Source organism: Beutenbergia cavernae DSM 12333 (assembly GCF_000023105.1).
GTDB lineage: Bacteria > Actinomycetota > Actinomycetes > Actinomycetales > Beutenbergiaceae > Beutenbergia > Beutenbergia cavernae.
In genome coordinates, this window is sequence record NC_012669.1 from 2,903,699 (window position 1) to 2,919,024 (window position 15,326).

General features: G+C 73.4%; 13 protein-coding genes. 5 read left to right on the top strand and 8 right to left on the bottom strand.

Translation table 11 applies throughout. The annotated features are described in order from the left end of the window. Positions 1-52: 52 nt before the first annotated feature. Genes BCAV_RS13150 through BCAV_RS13160 form a run of 3 tightly spaced genes read left to right on the top strand, consistent with a single transcriptional unit; the run spans position 53 to position 4,410 of the window. On the top strand, positions 53-1,711 hold the full coding sequence (locus BCAV_RS13150) for an AbgT family transporter (RefSeq protein ID WP_015883096.1): 1,659 nt from the start codon (positions 53-55) through the stop codon (positions 1,709-1,711). A 33-nt stretch (positions 1,712-1,744) separates the two neighbouring features. Further along, complete coding sequence (locus BCAV_RS13155; protein ID WP_015883097.1) at positions 1,745-3,235, top strand: leucyl aminopeptidase; 1,491 nt, start codon at positions 1,745-1,747, stop codon at positions 3,233-3,235. Continuing rightward, entirely contained in the window at positions 3,232-4,410 is a 1,179-nt protein-coding gene (locus tag BCAV_RS13160; protein WP_015883098.1) for an AI-2E family transporter, read from the top strand. The genes BCAV_RS13155 and BCAV_RS13160 overlap by 4 nt, the downstream gene beginning before the upstream one ends. 21 nt (positions 4,411-4,431) lie before the next feature. On the opposite strand, the gene BCAV_RS13165 is transcribed toward BCAV_RS13160, so the two are convergent. Then, positions 4,432-5,355, bottom strand: coding sequence for an Fpg/Nei family DNA glycosylase (locus BCAV_RS13165; protein WP_015883099.1), 924 nt, complete (start codon positions 5,353-5,355; stop codon positions 4,432-4,434). Beyond that, positions 5,348-5,704, bottom strand: coding sequence for an MGMT family protein (locus BCAV_RS13170; protein ID WP_245528842.1), 357 nt, complete (start codon positions 5,702-5,704; stop codon positions 5,348-5,350). Before BCAV_RS13170 ends, BCAV_RS13165 begins: the two co-directional genes overlap by 8 nt. 19 nt (positions 5,705-5,723) lie before the next feature. Here BCAV_RS13170 and BCAV_RS22980 point away from each other — a divergent pair, with 19 nt between their 5' ends. Beyond that, entirely contained in the window at positions 5,724-6,446 is a 723-nt protein-coding gene (locus BCAV_RS22980) for a hypothetical protein (RefSeq protein WP_187292817.1), read from the top strand. Position 6,447: 1 nt separating this feature from the next. Here the strand turns inward: BCAV_RS22980 and BCAV_RS13180 are convergent, their stop codons facing one another. The 4 genes from BCAV_RS13180 to BCAV_RS13195 form a co-directional block, all read right to left on the bottom strand. Further along, a complete protein-coding gene (locus BCAV_RS13180) occupies positions 6,448-7,518 on the bottom strand; it encodes a CU044_5270 family protein (RefSeq protein ID WP_015883102.1) in 1,071 nt (356 codons plus the stop codon). Beyond that, complete coding sequence (locus tag BCAV_RS13185) at positions 7,515-8,090, bottom strand: RNA polymerase sigma factor (RefSeq protein WP_015883103.1); 576 nt, start codon at positions 8,088-8,090, stop codon at positions 7,515-7,517. The genes BCAV_RS13180 and BCAV_RS13185 overlap by 4 nt, the downstream gene beginning before the upstream one ends. 94 nt (positions 8,091-8,184) lie before the next feature. Then, entirely contained in the window at positions 8,185-8,610 is a 426-nt protein-coding gene (locus BCAV_RS13190; protein WP_015883104.1) for a peptidase inhibitor family I36 protein, read from the bottom strand. Between the two features lie 208 nt (positions 8,611-8,818). Continuing rightward, positions 8,819-9,268, bottom strand: coding sequence for a ribose-5-phosphate isomerase (locus tag BCAV_RS13195; protein ID WP_015883105.1), 450 nt, complete (start codon positions 9,266-9,268; stop codon positions 8,819-8,821). Between the two features lie 56 nt (positions 9,269-9,324). Between BCAV_RS13195 and BCAV_RS13200 the strand changes: the two genes are divergently transcribed. Beyond that, the gene (locus tag BCAV_RS13200) at positions 9,325-11,310 is read left to right on the top strand and encodes a M13 family metallopeptidase (RefSeq protein WP_015883106.1); all 1,986 of its coding nucleotides are present in this window, start codon (positions 9,325-9,327) and stop codon (positions 11,308-11,310) included. A 19-nt stretch (positions 11,311-11,329) separates the two neighbouring features. Here the strand turns inward: BCAV_RS13200 and BCAV_RS13205 are convergent, their stop codons facing one another. Together BCAV_RS13205 and BCAV_RS13210 are read right to left on the bottom strand one after the other, a co-directional pair. Next, positions 11,330-13,273, bottom strand: a complete 1,944-nt coding sequence (locus BCAV_RS13205) for a PQQ-binding-like beta-propeller repeat protein (RefSeq protein WP_015883107.1) — start codon at positions 13,271-13,273, stop codon at positions 11,330-11,332. 38 nt (positions 13,274-13,311) lie between these two features. Beyond that, positions 13,312-15,258: an outer membrane protein assembly factor BamB family protein gene (locus BCAV_RS13210; RefSeq protein WP_015883108.1), complete on the bottom strand. Its 1,947-nt coding sequence runs from the start codon at positions 15,256-15,258 to the stop codon at positions 13,312-13,314. Positions 15,259-15,326 lie beyond the last annotated feature (68 nt).

Genomic DNA, 15,326 nt, shown 5'->3' on the forward strand with positions numbered 1-15,326 from the left:
GGCTGCCGAGCGGTTCAGCCGCACCCGCGCGGCCGTGGGACAGGAGCAGCGCATGAGTGCAACGGTCGACGCGCCCAAGGCCGGTTCCATGGCCCGGATGCTCGACGGGATCGAGCGCCTGGGCAACAAGGTGCCCAACCCGACGTTGCTGTTCGTCTACCTGATCGGGTTCATCGCCGTGCTCTCGGCGATCCTGTCGTGGCTGGGCGTGTCGGTCACCGACGAGGTGGTCGTGCCGGTGCCCACCGACGACTTCGCGCAGATCAACGAGCACCTGGGCGGCATCTACTCGCTGTACGACTCGACCACGGGTGAGCCGGCGACGCTGCCCGAGTTCGTCGTCGTCGAGCAGGAGTTCCCGATCCGCAACCTCCTGTCGGTCGAGGGCGTGAGGTTCGTCTTCTCCTCCTTCGTCGACAACTTCGCCGGCTTCGGCGTGGTCGCCGTCGTGCTGATCTCGATGGCGGGCGTCGGGGTCGCCGAGGCGGCGGGTCTCATGGGGGCCCTGATCCGGCGCGTCGTCAAGGTGGCGTCGCCGAAGGTGCTGCCGTTCATCCTCGTCTTCGTGGGCGTGCTCTCGTCCGTCGCGACCGACGCCGGCTACCTCATCCTGATCCCGCTGGCCGCCGCGGCCTACGCCTCGGTCGGGCGGCACCCGCTCGCGGGGATGGCCGCCGCGTTCGCCGCCGTCGGCGCGGTGTTCGGCGTCAACCTGCTCATCACCCCGAGCGACTCGATGCTGACCGAGATCACCAACGACGTTCTCGGCACCCTGGGCATGGAGACGATCAACGTCACCCAGAACTTCTTCTTCTCGATCGTGTCGTCGCTGGTGCTCACGGTCGTGGTGACGGTGCTCACGACGAAGTTCATCGAGCCGCGCCTCGGCCCCTACGACCCGTCCCAGGCCGGGACCGCCGTGGCCCCCACGGAAGAGCTCGACGCCGCGGCCGAGGCCCGCGGGCTGCGCTGGGCGGGCTGGACGGCCCTCGCCGTCGTCGTCGGGGTGCTCGCGCTGTCGCTCCCGCCCGGCGCCCCGCTGCGGGACCCGGCCACCGGCGACCTCATCGGGACGACCCCGTTCATGGCCAGCCTGATCTTCATCATCTCGCTGGCGTTCCTGCTGTGCGGGATCGCGTTCGGGCGCGGCGCCGGGACTCTGAAGGGCGGGGACGAGACCGTCGGCGCCATCGCCAAGACGTTCGGCTCCCTCGGCGGGCTGCTCGTGATGTTCCTGATGATCGCCCAGTTCATCGCGCTGTTCAACTGGTCGAACCTGCCCACCGTGGCGGCCGTCGAGGCCGCTCACCTGCTCGAGCAGGCGCAGGTCCCGGCCCTGGTGCTGCTGGTCGCGTTCATCCTCGTGATCCTGCTGCTGGACATCATCCTCCCGGGGCTCATCCCCAAGTGGGCGATCTTCGCGCCGGTGTTCCTGCCGATCTTCGCCACGCTCGGCGTCGCCCCCCAGACGCTCCTCGCGGCCTACCGGGTGGGCGACTCGCCGATGAACGTCATCACGCCGCTCATGGTCTACCTGCCGTTCATCGTCACCGTCGCGCAGCGCTACGTGAAGAAGTCCGGTCTGGGAACCGTCATCTCCCTGATGCTGCCGTACACCGTCGTCGTGCTGCTGACCTGGACCGTGCTCTACGTCGTGTGGTTCCTGCTCGGCATCCCGTGGGGCCCCGACGCCCCCGTCGAGATCACCTAGCCCTCAGCTCGAGTCCCGACCGGAAGGAAGCTCATGTCGTTCGACTTCGTCCCGTCCGCCACGGCAGTCCCGGCGGTGCGAGTCCGCGTGATCGCCGGGCCCACCGACCACCCAGGCGTCCTCGGCGTCGGCGTGACGGCCTCGGGCGACGTGCCCGACGCCGTCGGGCTGCCCCGCGAGACGCTCACGGAGTGGGGCTTCACCGGCAAGCCAGGACAGGTCCTCGTCGTCCCGCGCGCGGACGGGACCCGGATCGCCGTCGGCACCGGCGACGAGCCCAGCGCCGCCGACCTGCGCGACGCCGCTGCCGCGTTCGCTCGGGCCGCCGGCAGGGAGGCGGTGCTCGCCACGACCCTCGACCCGTCCTCGGTCCCGGCAGCCGACGCCGCGGCCGCCGTCGTCGAGGGCGCCATCCTCGGGCGCTACCGCTACGACGAGCTGCGCAGCGAGCCCGACACCGTGGCGCTCGAGGAGCTGGTCCTCGTCGTCGACCCGGCCCGGGTGACCGAGGCGGAGCAGGGTGCCGCGCGCGGCCACGTGCTGGCCCGCGCCGCGGCGATCTCCCGGGACCTGGCGAGTGCGCCCGGAAGCACGCTGACCGCGCCGGACCTGGCCGACGTCGCCGTGCGTCTCGGCGAGGCCGCGGGCCTCGAGGTGACCGTGCACGACAAGGCGGCCCTCGTGGAGATGGGCTGCGGTGGCCTGCTCGGCGTGAACGCGGGGTCCGTCGTCGAGCCGCGGATGATCCGCATCTCTTACGCACCTGACGGCGAGGCCGAGGGCCATCTCGGCCTCGTCGGCAAGGGCATCATGTACGACTCCGGCGGCATCAGCCTCAAGCCGTCCAACGCGATGCACGCCGCCATGAAGATGGATATGACCGGCGCCGGCGCGATCCTCGCGACGATGACGGTGCTGCGCGACCTCGGGGTCCGCTCGCGGGTCACGGCCTACCTCGCCTGCACCGACAACATGCCGTCCGGCTCCGCGACGAAGCTCGGCGACGTGCTCGTCACGCGCAGCGGCCGCACGATCGAGGTCGTCAACACCGACGCCGAGGGCCGCCTCGTGCTGTCCGACGCGATCACGCTCGCGAACGAGGACGGCGTCGACGCGATCGTCGACATCGCCACCCTCACGGGTGCCGCCCTCGCGGCGCTCGGCCCGCTGACCGCCGCCGTCCTCGGGAACGACGACGGCGTCGTCGGCCAGGTCGAGACCGCGGCACGCCGAACGGACGAGCGCGTCTGGCGCCTGCCCCTCGACGAGCGGTACCGGCCGTGGATGGACTCGGAGATCGCCGACATCAAGAACCTCGGCGGAGAGTTCGCGGGGTCGATCACGGCGGCGCTGTTCCTGGCCGAGTGGGTGGGTGAGACGCCCTGGGCGCACGTCGACATCGCCGGCCCGATGCGCTCGGACACGGATGACGCCTGGCGCACCAAGGGTGCGACGGGCTTCGGCGCGCGGCTCCTCGCCGAGGTCGCCGCCGCCTTCGGGGGTCGTCCGGCCCCGACCGCGTGACCACGCCGACCGACGCGGCGGCGGCTCCACCCGCTGCCGCCGCGGCCCACGAGGCGGAGGCCCCGCTCGTGCCGCGCTGGCTCGCCCGGACCGGGGCCTGGTCCTGGCGCCTGCTGTTCGCCGCCGCGGTGGTGGGCGTCGTGCTCTGGCTCGTCGTGCAGCTGCGGCTCGTGGTCGTCGCCGTGTTCATCGGCCTCGTCCTCACCGCCGTCCTGCGTCCGCTCGCCCAGCGCTACCGGCGCGTCGCGCACCCTGCGCTCGCCGCCGTCCTCGCCCTGCTCACCGGCGTCGCCGCGCTCGCCGCCGTGCTCGCCCTCGCGATCCTCGGCATCTCCAGCGAGTGGCCCGCCGTCGTGCAACGTGTCGGCGACGGGCTGCGGGGCCTCGCTGCGCTCCTGCGGGACGGCGGTCTGCCGGTGACGATCACCGACGCCGACGTCGAGCGGTGGGTCAGCGGCGCCGTCGGATGGCTGCGGACGAACTCCGCCACGCTCGCCGGGGCCGCGGCGACCCGGGTCGGCACCTTCCTCGTGACGCTCATGGTCGTCGCGCTCGGGGTCTTCAGCGCCGTGTGCTTCCTCATCGGCGGCGACCGCATGTTCTCCTGGTTCGTGGGCCAGCTCCCGCCGCGCGTCCGCACGGCCTGGCGCACCGCCGGCGACGTCGCCTGGCGATCGTTCGGCGGATACACCCGGGGAGCGGTGCTGACGGCGGCATGCGTCGGCGTCCTCGGCTACGTGGTCCTCCTGGTGCTCGGCGTCCCGCTCGCGATCCCCCTCGCCGTCCTCATCTTCGTCGGCGCGTTCGTGCCGCTCATCGGCGCTCCGGCGGCCATGGTCGTGGCGATGCTCGTCGCGCTCGCGGCGAACGGGCTCGGCAACGCCGTCGCCGTCGGGATCGGCATTGCCCTCGTCGGGCAGGTCGAGGGGCACGTGCTGCACCCGCTCGTCATGGGGAAGCACGTCCGGCTCCACCCGTTCGTCGTCGGGATCGGGGTGAGCGCGGGGACCGTGCTCGGCGGGCTCGTCGGAGCCATCGTCGCGATACCCGTGCTCGGCGTCGGTTGGGCCGTCTTCTCAGCCCTGCGCCCCCCGCCCGAGCCGGACGACGCCGAGGAGGCCGGCGTCATCGACGACGCTGGCCGCTCGGTGCAGGACGCCCCGATCCCCTCGTGAGGCCGTCGCCGAGGCGAGACCTCAGTGGTTCCGCTGGCAGTTCGGGCACCAGTAGACGCGCCGCGTAGCGAGCTCGTACGCCCGGACCGTCCACCCGCACCTGAGGCAGTCCTGGCCGTCGCGGTGGTACACGTACCAACGTTCGTCGGCGGCAGTGCGATCCGCGGCGTCGGTCGTGACGATCCGGCCGGAGTCGGCGGCGGCGGACATGAGCTCGACGGCCTCGTCCCACACGCGCCGCAGCTTGACGGCGGAGACCCGTGCCCCCGGCCGCCGCGGGTAGATCCGCGACCGGAACAGCAGCTCGGCCCGGAAGATGTTGCCGATGCCGGCGATCACGGTCTGGTCCGTGAGCAGCACGCCCACCGGCGACGGCGAGCTGCGCACGGCGCGGACGTACACCTCGCGGTCGGCGTCCGGCCGCAGCGGATCCGGCCCGAGCCTGGCCTGCTCCCGAGCGGCCGCGGCGCCGTCGAGCACCTCGCACGCCATCGGTCCCGTGAGATCCGCGACGCCGTGGTCGCCGACGATCCGGGCGCGCACAGCCCCGCGCGGCGGCGGGACCCGCCACTCGCCTGCCGGCGACGGCTCGCCGTCGTCCGCGACGGCGGTCTCCTCCTCGGCGATCCGCACGCGCGGCGCGCCGATGGCGTGCGGCCCGGTGAACTGCGCGTCGCCCGCGAACGTCCACGCGCCGTACATGCCCAGGTGGACGCGCAGCCACAGCGTCGCGGGGTCGGCCCCGGCGTCCTCTGGCGCCTCGGCCGGAGCGAAGCCGAGGAAGAGCTGCTTCCCCCACGCGTCCGTCGCGACGAGGCGCCGCCCGTCCAACAGCTCGGCTCCGCGCTCGAAGCGGCCCTGCGGCGAGCTCACGCGCACGACCTGCCCCGTGAAGCCGTCCGCGAACGCGCGTGCCAGCCGGTGAATGCTGTGACCCTCAGGCATCCTCGCCCCTCCCGGGCTCTGCTGCCGCGCCGTCGTCCCATCCGGTGAACAGGGCGAGCGCCAGGTCGACCCGGGGCGGGTCGCCGACGAGCGGCGTCCCCTCGGCGCGGAGCCGCTCGAGCGCCCGCGCCGCCACGCGGTCGGCCGGCGCTCCCGACGCGGTGACGATGCGCCACCACGGCACCTCGTCGCCGCGTTCGGCCATGACGCGACCGACCATCCGCGCCGACCCGCGGCCGGTCCGCAGGCGAGCGTGGACGGCGAGGCGTCCGTACGTGCTCACGTGCCGCGGCGGCACCTGTGCGGCGAGGTCGAGGACACACTCGGCGAACATGTCGGGGGCGGGCACCGGCTTATCATCGCTGATCGTGACGGTTCCTGACGCGACGCCGGGCGCTCCTGTGCACCCCGCCGAGCCCGCTCCCGATGCGTCGACCTGCCCGCACTGCGCCGCCGGCACGCCGCACGACCACGAGGTCTTCGCGGACCGGGTCGAGGCCCGGCGAGCCGCTCTCGCCCGGCGCTGCTGGGCACGCGCCGTTCTCGCGACCCTGCTCGTCGGCGTCGTCGTGGTGCTCGGCCTGCGCGACGGGAACCTCGTCACGCAGGTGCTCACGCTCGCGGGCAGCGCCGTCGCGTGGGCGCTCGCGGTCGTCCTCGGTCTCCTCCTCGGAGCGATGATCGCGCGGCGCCGACCGCCGCGAGTGGTCCTCGCGACGAGCGCCATGTGCGCTGCCGGCGTCGCCCCGCTGCTGGCGTGGCTGCTCGTCACGCTGGTGGAGCCCGCACCGCTCGCGCCGCTCGCCGCCGGTGCCGGCTGGTTCGCCGCGGCCGGCGCGGCGGAGGTCGTGCGCGCCGCGACGACCCGCCGCCTCCTGGACGACGCCGGCCGGGAGGGCGACAACGCCCGCGCGAGAGAGACGCGCCTCACCCAGGCCGACGACGCACGCGACGACCGGCGCGCCCTCCTGACCGCGGCCGGGTTCGCCGTCGCGGTCCTCGTCGTCGGCCTCGTGCCGCCGTCGGCGCTCGTGCTGGCGCCGCTCGCCGCCGCCCTGGCCGCGCTCACGTCGCTGCGCGACCGCCGCTGACTCAGCTTCCCTCGGCCACCCAGGCCCGCGACAGGAACGTCACGAACTCGACGACCCGCGGTGCTGACGCCTCGTCGGGCTCGACGACGAGGTGCTCGGAGCCGAGCAGCGTGCCCGTCTCCGGGTCGCCGACCAGCACCGTCATGGTCGTATCACCGCCCCGGCCGGGCGCCGCGACGGCGATCCCGATGCCCGCCCGGCCGGCGCGGTCCTCGACGCCGCCCAGAGAGACGACCCCGGGCTCCGCGGCGAGCACCTGCCACATGCCCGCCTCGACGTCGGCCGGTACCACGGTGAACGTGTGCAGGTACTCGACCGACTGGGCCAGGCACGCCGCCGGCGACTCGAGGGCGGGGTCGTCGCACCCGAGCGCCTCGGCCATCCGAGCGCGCAGCGCGGCGGGCTCGCTCGGCAGCCCCTGCAGAAGTGTCGGGTCGATCGTCCCGGCGGGAAGCTCGTCGGTGGCCGCGTCGGGGGCGATCCAGGCGCGGGACGCGTCGATCCCGCGGCCGTCCTCGGTGAGTGCCTCGCCGCGCTCCTGGCGCACGGTGACGGCGCCGTCGGCCTCGGTGAGCACCTGCGTCCTCGACGTGACGAATGCCGTCTCCTCCGCCTCGCTGTCTCCCTGTGCGCCCCAGCCGGCCGTGACGATCTCCTGCACCGTGAGGGCGGCGCTCGGGCCGGGAACGCTCGAGGCGTCGGCCGCTGCCGCGAGCACCGACAGGTCCTCCTGCGGGGCGACGCCGGAGGCCGGGCTCAGCTCGGCGCCCTCCTCGGCGAACTCGAGCCGCGGAGGCCCGGCCTGCGCCGGGGCGGGGGGCTGCAGGGCGACGACCGCGACGACGGCTGCGGCCGCGGCCACCGCCATGGCGGGCAGGAGCCGCCGCGGCGTGAGCGGCGCACGGTGCATCCGCGGTGCGGCGACCTCGCCCCGGACGATGCTCCGCGCGAGGTCCCGTGCGGACTCGCTCCGACCGGGAGCCGTGTGCGCCGGCGCCAGGCCGGCGCGGCGCGCCTCCACCTGCAGCGCGGCGACGGCGTCGGCAGCGCGTTCCATGGTCGTTCCGGTCATCCCGGGCCCCCTTCGGTCGCCCCGCCCAGCAGGCGGCGGTCCTCGTCGTTCAGGTCGTGGTCGACGTCGTACGCGTGAGCGCGCAACAGTGCGGCGATGTGGCGACGCACCCGCATGAGCCGGGTGGTCAGCGCGGTCACGGAGCATCCCAGGACGGCCGCGGCCTCGGCGGGCGACAGCCCGTCCCAGACCACCAGCCCGAGGACCTCGACGTCCCGTGGGCTCAGGCGCCGCAGGATGCCCGCCGCCTCGTGCGAGTCGACGACCCGCTCGGCGACGTCGGGTTCGACGATCGGCAGCCCGGCCATCACCGCCGCGTGCATCCGCACGCCCAGGTTCAGCTGCCGCGCCTTCGCACGCTGCGCGTGAGCCAGCACGTGCCGGGCGAACCCGAACACCCACGCCCGACGCTCGGTGCTGTCCGACGGCGCCGCCGCTCGACGCCGCCAGACCGCAGCGAACGTCTCGGCCGCGACGTCGTCGGCCGTGTGCGGGTCGGTGCGCCTGGCCGCGTACGCATGGACGGCCGCGTGCAGGACGACGACGAGCTCCTCGAACTCGGAGTCGTCCACCACGCCTCCCCGAGCCCGCGCGATCCTCCCGGCGCCGAGAGCGCTCGGATTGGGGACCAGGGTAGCCGCGGACACGGGGAAGCTCCGGTGTTTCTCAGCAGGGCCGCGACGACGAGACGGTGATCCGGTCCGCCTGCCGCGGCCAGCCGGAGACCGTCGAGACGCGCTCGCCGGGCGACACGCACATGCCGAGGCGGCCGGAGTACAGGAACGCGCTCGTCGAGCTGTTGTTCCAGTACGAGCCCACGACCGAGACGTAGCTGGGGATCGTGCCTCCGCTGGCCGTGCCCCAGAACGAGCCGGTGTACGAGCCGCCGCTCCAGACGCACATGCGCCCGGACGCGCACTGGTTCAGGGACATCGGGCTCGCGACGTCGGCAGGGGCGGCCGAGCTCTGGGCGGTTGCGGTGAGCGGCGCGACGGTGAGGGCGAGGGCGGCGCCGACGACGGCGGCTGCTCGCCGCAGGCGGGAGCGCCCGGCGGATCTCGGGGACGCGGGCAGGGCGGAACGAACGGACATGGGGGGCTCACTCTCAGGGCAGGTCTGACTGGACATTCCCAGGATGCCCTCCGGGATCACACCAGCCCGCTGTGAGTTAGGTCACACCCTGTGATCCGGGAGGGGTACCCGGGAATGAGTCAGTTACGGGGTGTCATACCCGTCGTGGGCCGGCGCAGGGGGCCGGCCGACGAGCACGTGTGGTGAGGACGACGGCGTCCCACCGCGCTCAGCGTGCGGTCTCGTACGCCGCGAGCTGGTCGATCCGGCGCTGGTGGCGCGCGTCCCCCGAGAACGCCTCAGCGAGGAACGCCTCGACGAGCTCGATCGCCTCGTCCACCGAGTGCTGCCGGGCGCCGATCGCCACGACGTTCGCATCGTTGTGCGCCCGCGCGAGAGACGCCGTCGTCGTGCTCCAGGCGAGGGCGGCGCGCACGCCCCGCACCTTGTTCGCCGCGATCTGCTCGCCGTTCCCGCTGCCCCCGATGACGATGCCGAGCGTGCCCGGCTCGGCGACGACGGCCTCGCCGGCGGCGAAACAGAACGCCGGGTAGTCGTCGAGCTCGTCGTACGCGTCGGCGCCGTGGTCGACGACGTCGTGGCCCGCCGCCCGGAGGTGCTCGGCGAGGACGGACTTCAGCTCGAAGCCGGCGTGGTCGGCGGCGATGTGGATGCGCATGGGGCCATCCTGCCGCACGGCCGCACGGGTGTCCGGACGCACCTTAGGCTCGGACCATGACCACCACCGAGGCCGCACCCTCGCCGGCCGCCGACGACCCGACCGCCGCCGCCGACCCCGCGGTCCGGCCCCAGGACGACCTGTACCGGCACGTCAACGGCACGTGGCTGCGCACCCACGAGATCCCGGCCGACCGGGCCCGCGACGGCGTCGTCTTCGACCTGCGGGACCAGGCGGAGCTCGACGTCCGAGCGATCGTCGAGGAGTCCGGGGCCGGCACCCTGGACGCACCGGACGCGGACGAGGCGCGGAAGATCGCCGCGCTGTACCGCTCGTTCATGGACACCGAGGCCATCGAGGCGGCCGGGGTCGCACCGCTCGCCCCCGACCTCGCGCTCATCGAGAACGCCACGGACCGCTCCGCGCTCGCCCGCGCGATGGGCACGCTGCAGCGCACCGGCGTCGGCGGCGCCCTCGGGATGTGGGTCGACACCGACGCCGACGACCCGACGGCGTACCGCGCCTACCTCTACCAGTCGGGTCTCGGGCTGCCGGACGAGTCCTACTACCGCTCCGAGGAGCAGGCGACGACCCGCGAGGCGTACGTCGCCCACGTGGCTCGGATGCTCCGGCTCGCCGGTGTGGCCGCCGACGCCGAGGCGGACGCCGTCGCCGGCCGGATCATGGACCTCGAGACGCGCCTCGCCGCCGCTCACTGGGACCGGGTGCGCGACCGGGACGCCGTCGCGACGCACAACCCCACGGCGTGGGCGGAGCTGGCCGACGTCGCGCGCGGGTTCGACGCCGACGCCTGGGCGGAGGGGCTCCGCGTACCCGCCGACGCCTTCGACGTCGTCGTCCTGCGGGAGCCCTCGTTCTTCGCCGCGCTCGGCGAGGCCTGGACCGACGTCCCCCTCGAGCAGTGGCGCGAGTGGCTGACGTGGCGCGTGGTGCGCTCGCGCGCGCCGTACCTGACGGACGAGATCGTGACGGCGAACTTCGACTTCTACGGGCGGACGCTGACCGGCGCGCAGGAGCTGCGCGAGCGGTGGAAGCGGGGCGTCGCGCTCGTCGAGGGCGCCCTCGGCGAGGCCGTGGGCAGGATCTACGTGCAGCGCCACTTCCCGCCGACCCACAAGGCGCGCATGGACACGCTGGTGGCGAACCTCGTGGAGGCGTACCGGCGGTCCATCACGTCGCTCGACTGGATGGGTCCGGACACGCGGGAGCGCGCGCTGGCGAAGCTCGCGGCCTTCACGCCGAAGATCGGCTACCCCGTGCGGTGGCGCGACTACTCCAGCCTCGAGCTGGTGCCCGGCGACGTCGTCGCGAACGTGCGAGCGGCGTCGACGTACGAGCTGGACCGCGATCTCGCGAAGATCGGCCGGCCGGTCGACCGTGACGAGTGGTTCATGCCCCCGCAGACGGTGAACGCGTACTACAACCCCGGTATGAACGAGGTCGTGTTCCCGGCAGCCATCCTGCAGCCGCCGTTCTTCGACCCCGACGCGGCCGACGCCGCGAACTACGGCTCGATCGGCGCCGTCATCGGTCACGAGATCGGGCACGGCTTCGACGACCAGGGCAGCCGGTACGACGGCGACGGTCGCCTCGCGGACTGGTGGACCCCTGAGGACCGCGCGGAGTTCGAGACCCGCACCGCGGCGCTCGTCGCCCAGTACGACGCCTTCTCCCCCGCCCAGCTCGACGGCTCCCGCCACGTGTCGGGGGGCCTCACCGTCGGCGAGAACATCGGCGACCTCGGCGGCCTCGCGATCGCCGTCGACGCGTACGAGATCGCCCTGGGACGCCGTCCCGACCGGGCCGAGCTGCGGGAGCTGTTCGCGTCCTGGGCCGTCTCGTGGCGGGAGAAGGGGCACGACGCCGAGGTGATCCGGCTGCTGACGATCGACCCGCACTCGCCGCCCGAGTTCCGCTGCAACGGCGTCGTGGCGAACCTCGACGCGTTCGCCGAGGCGTTCGACGTGCAGCCGGGCGACGGCCTGTGGATCGACCCGCAGGACCGCGTGCGGATCTGGTGAGGCCGTTCGCGGCCGCGGCTCAGGCCCCGCGCAGGTCGACGTAGGCGAGGTCGCGCTGGATCGCCGTCCAGGCGGTGGCTCCCCGCCCGCTGGGGACGAGTCGCGGCACCGTGTACCAGTTGGTGCCGATCTCGGGGTACAGCACCTCCGGCACCTCGAGTCCCGGTCCGACGCGGTACAGGGTGTCGCCGTGGTTGGCCCCGGCGTACACCCGGCCGCGATGGCTCGTCATCACGCCGTACCCCGTGAGCTGACCCGAGGCGAGAACCGACTCGGCCGCCAGGTCCCATGCGACCCAGTTGCCGCTGACCCTCTTGTAGGAGAGGTACAGCACGCCGTCCAGGACGGCGATGCTCTGGATGCTCGGATGGTTCGGCGCGGGTGCGATCCGGTCGACGACCTCCATCGTGGACAGGTCCACCACCGCCACCTGGCTCGTGGGCTGGGTCGGCGTGATCCCTCCTCCGCCCCAGGTGTCGCCGGCCACGTACGCGTAGGCGCCGTCGAGAGCGATCGACGTCAGTCCCTGGTCGGGCAGGACGTCGGTACGCACGTCCATGGACCCCGAGACCGGGTCCAGGATCGTCAGTGCGCCCTGCAGCGCTCCGGTCCCGGGGGCGCTCGCGACGAGCACGAGCCCGGAGCGCGGGTCGCGCACGACGGACCAGGGCCGCTGCTGGTCGTGCAGGATCCGCCCGAAGCTGCGGATGCTCCCGCGCGCCGTGTCGAGATGGATCAATTCCGTGCTGGGGTAGAGCGCGGCGATGACGCCGTCGCGCCACGGGATCATGTCCTTGGGCTCGCCCGCGACGTGGTGCCGGCGGCTCGTCCCGCGCCGAGGCTCGTGCACGGTGATCGAGAAGTGGCCACCGGCGCAGACCGTGCCGTCCGGACCGAGGCTCAGCGACTGGAGGAGCTCGGGTCCCGCGGCCTCCGGGGCGTCCACGAGGTCGCTCACCTCCAGGGCCCCGGTCGCTGGGTCGAGGGTGTAGACGAGCCCGCTGCCGCACGCCCCGAGGATCGTCCCGTCCGGGAGCACGTGCAGGCCGCGACCCTCGTCGCCCTCTGGCCCGGTGCCGACCACGACCATCGCGTCGCCCTGGCGCTGGAGCACGTCTCCCGTGCGACGGCCGAACGCCGTCAGGGTGCCGTCCGGGCCGATCGCCAGCGAGTCGACGAGGTACTGGTCGGGGGCGGGGAGGTCGACGAAGCCCGTCCCGTCGCGATCGATCTCGATGACGCCGTCACCCACGGCGGCGTAGACCTTGCCGTCGGCCACCGCGAGGGCGCCGAGGCCGGTGCTCAAGGTCGTCCCCGCGGGCAGGATGTCCACGCGCTCGCCGCTCACCCGGTCGATCCGCATGACCCGCCCGGGAATGGTGCCTGCGTACACGTACGTCTCGTCGGCCACGAGGAGCCGCGCGTACTGCGAACCGGGGTGCGCCTTGCCGAGGTTGCGCAGCTCGCGGGTCGCGGGGTCGAACGACCAGACCTCACCGCGCGGATAGGTGCCGAGGTACACGACGCCGTCGGGCGCCGTCGTCGCCTGGAAGACGATCGTGCCCACCGGGCCGATCGTGCCGAGTGTGGTGGCAACCCTCGTGGCGGGGTCGTACTCGACGACGTCGCCGAACGAGTACGTCCCGATGTAGACCTTGCCCCCGGAGAGCGTGCACGCCCACGCGCCGTCGCCGCGTTCGAGCGGGACGACGTCGGTCACCTCCCGGGTGCCGATGTCGAACGTCACGACCTTCGGCGGCGTCTGTCCGCGCGTGACGAACCATGCGGTCACCCCGTCCGTGGCCATCCCGACGATCGCCGCGCTCAGCGAGGCGGGGCCGAACAGCCGCGGATCGCGCGGCCCGGCGTGCGCGGTCTGCGTGGAGAGGAGTCCGGAGCCCCCGGCCGCGAGCGCGGCGACGCCTGTGTACTGGAGGAACCGACGGCGGTGCAGCGTGCTCATGACGTGCTCCTTGCTGTCCGAGGTGGGAGGCGTGCGGGTCACGCGCGAGGGTCGATGTCGATCCGCACGAGGTTCCGCTTGTGGAGGCCGAACAGCGCCGAACGGGACGGGTCGAGCGCGAGCTTGGGCTCGCCCCCGAACCACTCGCCAGCGAGCCCGGTGACGATCGCCGTCGCTGTGAAGGTCCGCAGGTCGAGCCTGTAGACCGCGTCGCCGTCGGTGCAGTAGGCGACGTCGCCGACGACGAACAGCTCGCTGCCCTTCGCGCCGACCTGCACGGTGCGCGTCACCTCCCGCCGGCGCACGTCGACCTCGAACACCTCCCCGCTGCTGGCCATCCCGTACAGGTAGCGGCCGGCCAGGCTCAGGCTGGTGATGGTGCGCACGTTCGCGAACGGCTCGAGCTCCCACAGCAGGGTGCGGTCGGTCAGGTCGAACGCGGCGACCCGCGCCGTCGGCGTGACAGGTGGCAGGTCCAGGCCCTCCTGCGTGGTGGTGCCCAGGTAGGCGACGCCGGCGCGCGCCGCGAGCGAGTACACGGTCTGCCGCTCGACCACCGGGCGCAGCGTCTCGAACGTGCCCTCCCGCGGCGAGTAGAAGGAGAGCGCGCCGTTGACGTGCCCCGGCTCCGGCTGGGTCGCCATGAGCACCACGCCGGTCCTCGGGTCGTACGCGAGGTCCCGCGGCCGGTCCTGCTGGTTACCGGCGCGCGCGAGGAGGACGGCGTCCTCGTCGCGCGCCCGGTGCGAGTAGAGGGCGGCCTGCGTGTAGATCCCCAGGTACGTGGTGCCGCCCACGGTGAGCATCGTCTTCGGCTCGCCGGCGATGTCGAGGTGCGTGACGTCGCCCGTGCGCAGGTCGTGGACGTCGGCCCCGTTCTTGCCGCCGACGTAGACGCGCCGCCCGTCGGAGTGCACCGACATCGGCTGCTCGGGAGCCGTTCGGAACCCGCGGTCGACGAGGTTGCGGTACTCGAGGGCACCCGTCGCCGGGTCGAAGACGAAGACGGCGCTGTCCTGGATGCCGTAGATCTTGCCCTCGTGGGCGAGGAGCCGGTGGGTCAGCGCCTCGAAGTACGGGACGCCGAGGACCTCGACCTCACCGGTCGCCAGGCTGGCGCGGTAGAACGTGCCGGACGGACGACCCGCGGCGTAGACGTACCCCTCGTGCAGCAGGACCACGACGGCGTACTTCTCGCCCGGTGCGGACAGCTTGACGAGCAGGTGGTCGGTCGGGTCGGCCTTGTTCACGACGACGACCTCGGCGAGCGAGTTCATCCCGCCCGCCACGTGGGTGTCCGAGACGGACAGGCAGGAGACCCAGTCCCGGTCGGCGAGCTCGGCCGGGAGCAGCTCGCGACGTTCACCCGTGGCGCGGTCGATGGCGATCAGGTGCGCGTTCGAGCCGATGCCGCAGTAGACGTAGCGCTCGTCGGCGGCGATGCCGCGCACGTACTGCTCGCCCGGCGCCGGCTCGCCGAGGTCCCGGCTCACGCCGGTGGCCGGGTCGTACTCCCACACCCGTCCGGGCTCGGAGCACCCCAGGTAGACGATGCCGTCGGGCGCCGCCGCCGCCGTCCAGATGAAGTGGTCGGGGTAGTCGCCCACCTTGACGGCCGTCCCGGTGAGCGTGTCGAGGCGGTACAGGTCCGACTCGGCGTGGGTGCCGACGTAGACGTCGGTGCCCACGGCACACATGGCCCAGATCCCGATCCCGGTGGGGATGTCGATGTGTGCCGTGACGGCGTCCTGCACCAGGTCGTACGCGCCGACCACGTTCGGTGACAGGCCGCGCGAGCCGGCGTACAGGACGTCGCCGACGAACACCCCGTTGCCGAGCGGGCTCGCCACGCTGGCCGGGCCGAGATCGGTGAGCGTTCCCTCCGGCGGGGTCTCGCCCCCCGCGGCGTGCGCCCGCCCCTGCGGGAGGGATGCTGCGGCCGCGCCGACGGCCGCGACCTGGAGTAGCTGCCTGCGTGTGATCACGTGTGCCTCCCTGACCGCCGAATGATCCCCGCACCGTATTCGGGAGGTCCCTAACTGTCTATAGCGCC

What these genes read in the sequence shown, in the direction of transcription:
- BCAV_RS13150 (WP_015883096.1), top strand. Translation starts at nt 53, where the DNA reads ATGAGTGCAACGGTCGACGCGCCCAAGGCCGGTTCCATGGCCCGGATG.
- BCAV_RS13155 (WP_015883097.1), top strand. Translation starts at nt 1,745, where the DNA reads ATGTCGTTCGACTTCGTCCCGTCCGCCACGGCAGTCCCGGCGGTGCGA.
- BCAV_RS13165 (WP_015883099.1), bottom strand. Translation starts at nt 5,355, where the DNA reads ATGCCTGAGGGTCACAGCATTCACCGGCTGGCACGCGCGTTCGCGGAC.
- BCAV_RS13180 (WP_015883102.1), bottom strand. Translation starts at nt 7,518, where the DNA reads ATGACCGGAACGACCATGGAACGCGCTGCCGACGCCGTCGCCGCGCTG.
- BCAV_RS13190 (WP_015883104.1), bottom strand. Translation starts at nt 8,610, where the DNA reads ATGTCCGTTCGTTCCGCCCTGCCCGCGTCCCCGAGATCCGCCGGGCGC.
- BCAV_RS13195 (WP_015883105.1), bottom strand. Translation starts at nt 9,268, where the DNA reads ATGCGCATCCACATCGCCGCCGACCACGCCGGCTTCGAGCTGAAGTCC.
- BCAV_RS13200 (WP_015883106.1), top strand. Translation starts at nt 9,325, where the DNA reads ATGACCACCACCGAGGCCGCACCCTCGCCGGCCGCCGACGACCCGACC.
- BCAV_RS13205 (WP_015883107.1), bottom strand. Translation starts at nt 13,273, where the DNA reads ATGAGCACGCTGCACCGCCGTCGGTTCCTCCAGTACACAGGCGTCGCC.